Consider the following 9,067-nt stretch of genomic DNA (forward strand, 5'->3'; position numbering starts at 1 on the left):
CCACGTCATGCCGCCGATCACCAGCTCCAAGCGGTGCTCACCCGTGGCCATGCGGGGTGCCCCCTTCCGTGCTGCCACCGCTCGTGTCGGCGGGGACGGCGGCTCCGCCGTTGCGCACCGCCGCCTCGTTGCGGGCCTTGGCCGCGGCGAAGGCCTCCTCGGTCAGGCCGTGCGGCGGCGGGTTGGGGCCGTTCACGCGCAGGGTGAACGCCGCCGTACGCACCACGCCCTGGTGCTGGAAGTCCAGGAACAGCCGGTAGTCGCCGAAGCTCTCGACCTTGGCGTGGAACACGATCTCCGGGCCGGACGCGGTCTGCCCGTCGCCCGGCGTTCCGTCGGGGTGGACGTGCACGTAGGCCAGGTCGCCGTCGCGGAGCGCGACCAGGTGACCGAAGGCGCCCAGGTACGGTTCCAGGTCGGTGACCGGCTTGCCGTCCTTGGCGACGCCGAGCGTCAGCTTGCCGTCCTTGCCGGGGACGAGTTCGCCGCCGAGGGTCACCGTGTAGCCGTCCACCGTCGCGGTGGTCGAGGGCGCGGGCAGCGGCACCGGGCGGAAGTCGCCCGACACCGACACGTCCGCCCCGAGCGTCTCGCCGTGGATGCCCCACAGCGGCATGTAGTCGGCGAAGACCCGGTACTCGCCCGCCGCCGCGAAGGTCAGCGGCACCCGCCAGATGCCGTCCGGGCCGAGGTTCGGGTGGACGTGCTGGAAGTGCGACAGGTCGCGCCGGGCCACGATGAGGTGCATCAGCTTCTCGTGCTGCGGCTTGTACTTCACCAGCGGCGTGCCGTCGTGTTGCAGGATCTGGAAGGCGAACGTCTGCTTCGTCCCCGCCGGGACGTTGTCCGTGAGCACCTTCAGGTACATGCTCTCGTGCGAGATCGCCAGGCCGTTCGGAGCCTCCTCGTGGGCCGGCGCCGGGGCGGCGGCCGGTTTGGCGGCGGGTGCCGGGGCCGGTGGGGGCCCGACGATGCGTCCCACCACGTACGCGCTCGTCAGCACCAGCACCAGGGCCAGCACGAACGCTCCGAGTTTCGTCACTGTTTTCATGATCAACCGTCCTGAGTCGACGCAGTTGGCGTGGCGGCCGCCCGGCCCCACCGCAGCAGGCACGCCCCGAACGACATGCCGCCACCGAAGGCCAGCAGGAGGACGAGGTCGCCGTCGGAGAACCGTCCGGCCCGATTGGCGTGGTCGAGGGTCACCGGCACGGAGGCGCTGCCGGTGTTCGCGTACTCCTCCACCGTGCGGTGGGTCTGCGCGGCGGTCAGCCCGCACGCGCGTACCAGCTCGTCGAGCAGCAGGCCGTTGGGCTGGTGGGGCACGACGTGTGCGACGTCCGCCGCGCTGACGCCCGCCCGGGCCAGCAGCTTGTCGACGAACGGCGGGACCTCCTGGAGGACCAGCTCCGTCACCCCGCGACCCTGCATCCGGAAGAAGTGATCGCCGTCGGCGATCGTCTGCGCCGAGGCCGGCAGCCGGCTGCCGCCCGCCACCACCTGGATCAGGTCCTTGGCGTCGCCCCTGCTCGCCATCTCGTACTCGACGACGCCGCGCCCCGCGGGCACCGCCCCCACCACGGCCGCGCCGGCGCCGTCGCCCAACAGCACGGCGGTGCGCCGGTCCTCGAAGTTCAGGATGCGCGAGTACAGGTCCGCGCCGACCACCAGCGCGTGGGTGCCCGGCCGGTCGGCCACCAGCGACCGCGCCAGCACCAGGGCGTGCACGAAGCCCGCGCAAACCACGTTGATGTCGAAGCAGGCGGCCCCGTACGCGCCGAGACGCTCCTGCACCAGGCAGGCCGTCGGCGGCTGCGGCTGGTCCGGGGTCGACGTCGACACGATGAGGTAGTCGATACGGTCGACGCCGAGACCAGCGTCCCGCAGCGCGCGGGTCGCCGCGCGGGCGGCGAGGTCCGACGTGGCGTCCTCTGCCGCCGCGAACCGGCGCGAACGAATGGCGGTCTTACGCACGATCCATTCCGGAGTCGCCCCCGACACGAGTCGCGCGATTTCCTCGTTCGACAATGCGCGCGTGGGCACCCAGGATCCGGTGCCCAGAATTCCGACGGATGAGGACACAGCAGCCTCCAGAGAGGAAAGGCGTTCCTTGCCTGCAAATTAGCGGAGCGGAACCATCGACCGCAATCACGAACGCCACCACCCGACACGAACTGGAGCACGAGTTACCGGGCGATGGCGGAAATGATTTCGAGGCAATGGAACGCCCAATTTCCGGGGCCATCCCGACCTCTCCCCCGGCACCCCGACACACGGTTCACCCGTGCAGTTCTTCCCGGGCCGGACATGACATCGCACGGGTGGGATGTGACCGTTGGTCGCCGCCATGCTGACTGGACGACCGATCGCGCGGCACAGCCCGCGGCACGGCCGGCGACCCGTGGGGCGGACCGGTGGGCGCCGACGACCCCCGCCCCCGCCGGGCACGACCAGCACCGGACGGAGGCGATCCGATGACAGCGCGCACCGCCGACACGGCCCACCCCGAGGGCGGACCCGCGGAAGGGCGCCGTCCGGCCGCGACGATACGGACGAATCGAGTGCTGCCGCAACGCGAAGTGACGACTATGATGCGTTCCGTATCGACCCGGGCTTTGGAGGCGATGATGCTGACCGCGCTGCCGTCCGCGTTGGTGCGCCCGACGGCGCCGGGCGTCCCGTCGCCCGGCGCGTGCCACGTCCGTGGGGAGTTCCAGCCTTGACGGTCACCGGCGCCCCGGCCCGCGGGCTGACGCAGGGCAGCCCGATGCCCGCCCACGCCCCGTCCACCCCGGGGATGCGGCAGGCGAGACTGTGCACCCTGGCGAGCGCCGCGAGCGGGATCGCCGTGTGCCTGCTGCTCGCGACCCTGGAGGTGTTCCGCGGCCCCGATCCACTGTGGATCGCGCTCGGCACGGTCGGGTCACTGGTCGTGGCCGCGGCACTGGGCGCGGCGTTGTACCGGGCGGTCACCCCCGGGCCGGCCGCGGCGACGGCCCGCTGGTCCCTCACCGTTCCCGGTGCGGCCGCGTTGCTGTCCCTGCCACTCGTCGGGCCGGCGGGCGGCACGCCGGGGCTCGCCTGGTCGTTCGTGGGCGCCGCGCTGGTCGGGGTCGCGCCGCTGCTGCTGCCGGTCCGATACGCGGTGACCCCCATGGCGGCGCCGGTGCTCGTGTCCGCGGCGACGGCCTGGTGGCTCGGCGGTCCCGTGCGCGAAGCCGTGACCGTCACGGTGGTGCTCGGGCTGTCCGTGGCGGTGTGGAACGTCCTGCACCTCTGGTTCTGGACGTTCCTCGGGCAGGCCCGGGAGGGGCGGGACGCGCTGGCCCGCCTGGCGGCGACGGAGGAGCGCCTGCGGTTCGCCCGGGACGTGTACGACCTGCTCGGCAACCACCTGGCCGCGATCGTGCTCAAGGCCGAGCTGGCGTCCCGGCTGGCGCTGGTCGACGGGGAACAGACCAGGAAGGAGACCGCCGAGATGCGGGCGCTGGCGACGGCCGCGCTGGCGCGGATGCGGGAGGCCGTGCACGGCTACGGCGGTGCCGACCTGCGTGAGCAGGTGCTCTCGGTGGCGCGGGTGCTGCGGGCCGCCGACGTGCGGTGCACGGTGACGCAGCCGGATCGGGACCTGCCGCCCACACTCACCGGGCCGCTGGGGTCCGTGCTGCGGGAGGTGAGCGCCCACGTGCTGCGGCACGGCGAGGCGCGGTGGTGCACCATCGAGGTCACCCGGACCTCGGGCGGGGCACGGCTGACGGTGGTCAGCGAGGACAGCAGCAACGGTGCCCCCGAAACGGACGACACGATGCTGCCCGGCCTGGCCGACCGCCTGCGGGACACAGGCGGCACGCTGCGCACCTTGCGGGCGGACGGGACGTTCACCGTGCAGGCCACCCTCCGCGCGGAGCCATGAACCGGCATGCCGTCCCGCCCGCGCAAAGGAACCGTGCACGGCCAGGAGGGCCGTGCACGGAACCAGGAGAAACAAGACAGCCCCGGGAGCCGGACGCGTCAGCGGACGACCCCCGGCGCCCTCAGCGCCCGCCGGGCAGGAGACACTCGTCGGCCGTGGGCCAGCGCGTCGGGTCGTCGCCCAACCTGACGAGCTCGGCGACCTGGAGGCGGCACCACGGCGACACCGAGATGTCTCCGGTGTTGACCGCGTACACGAAGTCCGCCCAGTCGGCCCACTCGAAGTCGGCGATGGCCGCCGGGTCCGGGGTCGGACGCTCGTCGGTCACCACCCGGAACACCGGTGCCACCGCGTTCTCCGCCAGGCCGTTGTCCATCACCGCGCGGTACCGGAACGCCGGCAGCACCAGCTCGGGTGCGGGCGCCGCCAGGCCGAGTTCGGTACGCAGCGTGCGGGTCACCGCCGCGGCGACCGGCTCGCCCGGCACGGGATGCCCGTAGCACGAGTTCGTCCAGACCCCCGGCCAGGTCCGCGTCCGTTCGCCGCGCAGGGTGAGAAGCAGCTTCGCGTCGCTGGTGAAGACGTAGCAGGAGAAGGCGAGGTGCAGCGGGGTGCGCAGATGGTGCACCATCCCGCTCGCCATGGCACCCACGGGTTGTCCCTGATCGTCGAGCAGCACGACCTGCGGCACGGCTTCCCTCCCCAACAGGATTCAGCTCGCCTGCGCGAAGGCGGCCACGATCACGGTCCCCCGGCCGGTGCCCGCCACCTGCGACGGCACCAGCTTCGCCCGGGGCAGTATCTGCCGGGCGAGCGGGTTCGCCCGGCTGTCGGCCACTTCCTCGGCAACGGTCATGGCGGGTCCGATCGCATCGTGGTTTCCCTGTCGTCGGATCGCGGTCCGCCCGGCGCGACGCCCTGCCGGCGTCGCTTGCCGCGTACGCCCTTCGGCGGATCGATGTGCACCAGCTCGGTACGCGTACTGATCTTCAACTTCCGGTAGGCCCGCGTCAGGTGCTGCTCGACCGTGCTCACGGTGATGAACAGCCGATCGCCGATCTCCCGGTTGGTGTGTCCCCGGGCGGCCAGGTTGACCACGCGACGCTCGGCGTCGGTCAGGGTGGCGAGCCCGTCCTTGGCGCCGGCCACCTGGGGGTCGAGGGTGTCGTGGGAGGGCTTGAGCTTGCGCCGCAGCAGCTCGGCGTGGCACCCCTCGGCCAGTTGGAGGGCGTGCGCACCCATCATCTTGGCGCGGCCGAACTCGCCGAGCGCGTGCCCGGTCTGGCTCAGGTCCGCGAAGACGTGCGCGAGCTCGTGCCGGTCCCCGCTGGCGTGCAGCAGGTCCATCGCCTCGCGCAGCATCACCTGGCGCTGCTTGGGCGCGTACGCCGCGGCCAGCGCCCGCAGCCCCATCCCCTTGGCGCGCGGAGTGTCCCCGCCCGGCAGTGCCAGGTGCTCCGTGACCAGCGTCCGGGCCCGCTCCGACTGTCCCATCCGCACGTACAGCCTGGCGAGGTCGACCCGCCACGGCAGCGCGGAGGGGTCGTCGGCGCCCCAGGCCACGGCGAGCTGGCCGGTGGTCTGGAAATCCGCCAGCGCGGCGTGCCGCCGGTCCACGGCGTCGTAGTAGACGCCCCGGGCCCGCAGGTACTGCGGCCAGAACAGGCTCTGGCGCATCGCGGCGGGCGTCGGCTCCCGCAGGGCCGCCTCCGCCAGGGCCAACTGCCCGGTCATCGTGCGGGCGAGGATCAGGTGTGCCAGCGGTGCGCCGACGGCGACGCCCCAGGCTGCGGACGGCATCGTGGCCAGCGCGTCGCGCGCGTGCCGCTCGGCGGCGGCGAGGTCGCCCCGGCACAGGGCGATGGCGGCGCGCACGTCGTCCAGGACGGCCCGCCAGCTCGTGATCCCGTGCGACGCGGCCTCCTCGGCCAGCTTCTCGCACCAGTCGGCGGCCCGGTCGAGGTGCTCGGCATGGACCAGCACCCGCAGCGCGTGCCACACCGACACGAGGAGGGAGTCGCCGGCGCGGGCGCGTTGCAGCACCTCCTCGGCGCGGTCGACCGCAACGCCGTGGTCGTCGACGACGGGCCCGGCCGGATTGCCGCCGTGCGGGTGGCAGTGCCGCAGCCAGTCCCGGGTGGCGAGGTAGTCGGCGCCGAGGTCCGGGTCCGGATGCGTGGCGAGGTCGCCCACCCCACCGAGTGCCTCCGCCGCGTCGACGTGCCTGCCGTGCCAGGCGAGCGACCGGGCGAGCAGGAGCGTGTCGGCCTCGTCGAGGAACCCGGCGCGCCCCGCCGCCAGCAACGCCGACAGGTGGCGTGGGACCGCCTCGGGCTCGGCGCGCCAGTGCACCCGCACGAGGGCCGCCTCCGCCGCGGCCCGCTCGGGGCCTTTCGGGGCGGACCGCAGTGCCAGTTCCAGGTAGTCGGTCGCGCGCCGCACGGCGCCGTCGGCGACAGCCTCCCCGGCGGCCGCCACCAGCACCGGCGTGGCCCAGGGCTCGGCCGGCCCGTCGATGCCCACCAGGTGCGCGGCCACCTCTGCGGTGGATGCGCCGTCTTCGTGCAGCAGTCGCGCGGCCCGCGACCGCAGCGCCGACTGGGTCTGCGGCGGGCAGTCGTCCAGCACTGCGGCGCGTACCGCCGGATGGTGGAAGGAGTGTCCCTGGGTGAGGCCCGCCTCGGCGAGCGCGCCGAGCACCTGCCGCGCCGCCGCCGCGCCCAGGCCCACCAGCCCGGCGACGAGCCCGGCCGGCACGGACGGCCCGACGACCGCGAGGGCCCGGGCGACGTCGAGCAACCGGGGGTCGCTGCGGTGCAGGCAGGCGAGCGCCGCCTGCGCGAACGACTCGCCCACCGTCGGCGCCACGTCCCCGTCGGCCTCGACGAACGAGTCGTCGACCAGCGCGTGTACGAGCAGCGGGTTGCCGCCGCTGATGGCGTGCGCCGACGCGGCGAGCCGCCGGGCGGCGTCCGGGCGGATCCGCTCGGCGAGCAGGCGGCCGACGCCGTCGCGCGACAGCGGCAACAGCCGCAGCTGACGGCAGTGGGGTTGCCGGGTGAGTTCGGCCCGGAACGCGGCGGCCTCGGGCCGGGCGCCGACGCAGCCGCTCAGCACGAGCAGCATCCGCGTGAAGCGGATCCGTCGTTGCAGGTACAGCAGGGCCTGCAACGACAGGGGGTCCGCGAACTGGACGTCGTCGACGACGATCACCAGCGTCCGGTCGGTGGCCACGTCCAGGAGGACCTGACAGACCTCCTCGAGCAGTTGCGCCTCGCCCTGCCGCAGCGCGGCCGCGTCCGACTCCTCGGTGAGGTTGTTGTCGCGCCGCAGCAGCGACAGGTGGTCGGCCGAACTCGTCTGGGCCCGGAGGCTGTGGAACAGCTGCCCGACGACACCCAGCCGGATGCCGCTCTCCGCGACCGAGCAGGCGGCGGTCAGCACGAGCGCGCCGTCGCCGGCCGCCACCTCGGCGGCGGCGTTCACCAGCCTGGTCTTTCCGCTGGCGACGCCACCGTCCACCAGGGCCACCCGGCCCTGGCCCGAGGCGGCCGTCGCATATGTCTCGGCGAGGTCGGACAGCAGGTGTTCTCTCTCGATCAGTGCCATGTGGGACACCTCCGGACACTCCTGAGGTTCGTTCGACCGGCGACTTACCCCGGTTGAGCGGCGGGGGCCAACGTGGTGTCGCCACGGGGCGCCGGACGCAGCGACCGGGTGTGCGCCCGGATCCGGCGCAGCACGGCGGGCATGTGGTCGTTGAGGTAGAAGTGGCCGCCCGGGTGAACGGCGAGCTCGAACTCCGCGCCGGTGTGTTCCTGCCAGGCCTGCGCCTCCTCCACCGTCACCCGTGGGTCACGGTCACCGATGAGGGCGACTATCGGGCAGTCCAGGCGCGGCTCCGGCCGGTACTCGTAGGTCTCGGCCGCGGTGTAGTCGGCGCGGATGGCCGGCAGCACCATCCGCACCACGTCCTCGTCGTCGAGCAGCGTGTCGTCGGTGCCCGCCAGTGCGCGTACCTCGGCGATCAGGCCGGCGTCGTCGCGCAGGTGGATCCGCTCCATCTTGCGCCGGTGCGGCGCCCGCCGGCCGGAGACGAACAGCGCGCTCGGGGCGAGGCCCGCCCGCCGCAGCCGCAGCGCGACCTCGAACCCGATCGTCGCGCCGAGGCTGTGGCCGAACACGGCGATCGGCCGGTCGACCAGTGGCAGCAGCGCCGCCACCAGTTGGTCCGCGATCTCGTGCACCGAGGTGAGGCCCGGCTCCCGGAGCCGGTCCTGGCGGCCCGGGTACTGGACGGCGAGCACGTCGACCTCGGGCGCGAGCGCCTTGGCCGCTGGCAGGAAGTAGCTCGCGGAACCGCCCGCGTGCGGCAGGCACAGCAGCCTGGTCGCCGCGTCGTCCGCGGGGTGGAACCGTCGCACCCACAGCTCGGTGTCTGTCATCTCGTTCACCCCGCGGATCCGCTCGTGGTCGTCGCTGCCGGTGGCGGTACGTCGGGCGCCGTCAGCAGCCCGCGTCCACCCGGGCCTCGCTCCAGCTGATGGTGGTGGGCCGGACGGCGGACAGGTCGCTGGTGGTCCAGCTGTCCACGACGTCGATCCGGATGTCGCCGTCCGTCGGGGCGTCGGCGCCGTCAAAGAAGAAGGCGTTCAGAATCTCGTTCACGTTGGTCGACATGGGAGTCCCCTCTCGCACTGCGTGGCCTCGGTGGTGCGGAACGCCACTTAAACCTCGTGTATGAGTGCGTGTTTCAACAAGGTCGGCACTCATCGACTTCACGGAGATTCATCACAGCACGATCGTGAATCGCTCATACTCCCACGACGCGGCAGACTTGATGGCCTTTGTCAATACCCTAGCCGACCGATCCGCCGTCACAAGAGTTTCACCCAGGCGCGGTATCCCTGGCCACCTGGGACCGGCAAGCACCCGCGCGGCAACCAAAGACGTGCGTCGAGCAGGCCGGCGGGAGCAGCCCTCGGTAATCGTTTCCGCCGGTCACGGGAACAACCTCCGAGATCCGACGGGCAGCGTTCCCCGTTCCGTCGTGTGCCGCTCACCACACCGGTGTGACGGTCTCATGCCCCACCACCCGTCCACAATGCCTGACCAGCAACTCCACACTTCCCACCCAATACCCCCCACCATGCA

Annotated in this window: 8 protein-coding genes; 1 reads left to right on the plus strand and 7 read right to left on the minus strand. The window is 72.9% G+C overall.

Annotated elements, in window-relative coordinates; genetic code table 11:
- Positions 1–37: 37 nt before the first annotated feature.
- Together ABZ809_RS22875 and ABZ809_RS22880 are read right to left on the minus strand one after the other, a co-directional pair.
- Positions 38–1,042 carry a hypothetical protein gene (locus tag ABZ809_RS22875; protein ID WP_357564610.1) on the minus strand — a complete coding sequence of 335 codons (1,005 nt, stop codon included), beginning with the start codon at positions 1,040–1,042 and terminating at the stop codon, positions 38–40.
- An 11-nt stretch (positions 1,043–1,053) separates the two neighbouring features.
- Complete coding sequence (locus ABZ809_RS22880) at positions 1,054–2,082, minus strand: ketoacyl-ACP synthase III (protein ID WP_357564611.1); 1,029 nt, start codon at positions 2,080–2,082, stop codon at positions 1,054–1,056.
- Between the two features lie 637 nt (positions 2,083–2,719).
- Here ABZ809_RS22880 and ABZ809_RS22885 point away from each other — a divergent pair.
- A complete protein-coding gene (locus tag ABZ809_RS22885) occupies positions 2,720–3,913 on the plus strand; it encodes a histidine kinase (RefSeq protein ID WP_357564612.1) in 1,194 nt (397 codons plus the stop codon).
- Positions 3,914–4,034: 121 nt separating this feature from the next.
- Here the strand turns inward: ABZ809_RS22885 and idi are convergent, their stop codons facing one another.
- The 5 genes from idi to ABZ809_RS22910 all read right to left on the minus strand — a co-directional run bounded on the left by idi (position 4,035) and on the right by ABZ809_RS22910 (position 8,593).
- On the minus strand, positions 4,035–4,604 hold the full coding sequence (gene idi, locus ABZ809_RS22890) for an isopentenyl-diphosphate Delta-isomerase (protein WP_357564613.1): 570 nt from the start codon (positions 4,602–4,604) through the stop codon (positions 4,035–4,037).
- A 21-nt stretch (positions 4,605–4,625) separates the two neighbouring features.
- Positions 4,626–4,769, minus strand: coding sequence for a hypothetical protein (locus tag ABZ809_RS22895; RefSeq protein ID WP_357564614.1), 144 nt, complete (start codon positions 4,767–4,769; stop codon positions 4,626–4,628).
- On the minus strand, positions 4,766–7,522 hold the full coding sequence (locus ABZ809_RS22900) for an AAA family ATPase (protein WP_357564615.1): 2,757 nt from the start codon (positions 7,520–7,522) through the stop codon (positions 4,766–4,768). The genes ABZ809_RS22895 and ABZ809_RS22900 overlap by 4 nt, the downstream gene beginning before the upstream one ends.
- A gap of 44 nt (positions 7,523–7,566) precedes the next feature.
- On the minus strand, positions 7,567–8,358 hold the full coding sequence (locus tag ABZ809_RS22905) for an alpha/beta fold hydrolase (RefSeq protein ID WP_357564616.1): 792 nt from the start codon (positions 8,356–8,358) through the stop codon (positions 7,567–7,569).
- 61 nt (positions 8,359–8,419) lie between these two features.
- Positions 8,420–8,593, minus strand: a complete 174-nt coding sequence (locus tag ABZ809_RS22910; RefSeq protein ID WP_357564617.1) for a hypothetical protein — start codon at positions 8,591–8,593, stop codon at positions 8,420–8,422.
- Positions 8,594–9,067 lie beyond the last annotated feature (474 nt).

The organism is Micromonospora sp. NPDC047074 (assembly GCF_040643815.1).
GTDB lineage: Bacteria > Actinomycetota > Actinomycetes > Mycobacteriales > Micromonosporaceae > Micromonospora.

Bases quoted from the DNA above. Each gene is read 5' to 3' on its own strand.
- ABZ809_RS22895 (WP_357564614.1), bottom strand. From the start codon at position 4,769: ATGACCGTTGCCGAGGAAGTGGCCGACAGCCGGGCGAACCCGCTCGCC.
- ABZ809_RS22900 (WP_357564615.1), bottom strand. From the start codon at position 7,522: ATGGCACTGATCGAGAGAGAACACCTGCTGTCCGACCTCGCCGAGACA.
- ABZ809_RS22905 (WP_357564616.1), bottom strand. From the start codon at position 8,358: ATGACAGACACCGAGCTGTGGGTGCGACGGTTCCACCCCGCGGACGAC.
- ABZ809_RS22910 (WP_357564617.1), bottom strand. From the start codon at position 8,593: ATGTCGACCAACGTGAACGAGATTCTGAACGCCTTCTTCTTTGACGGC.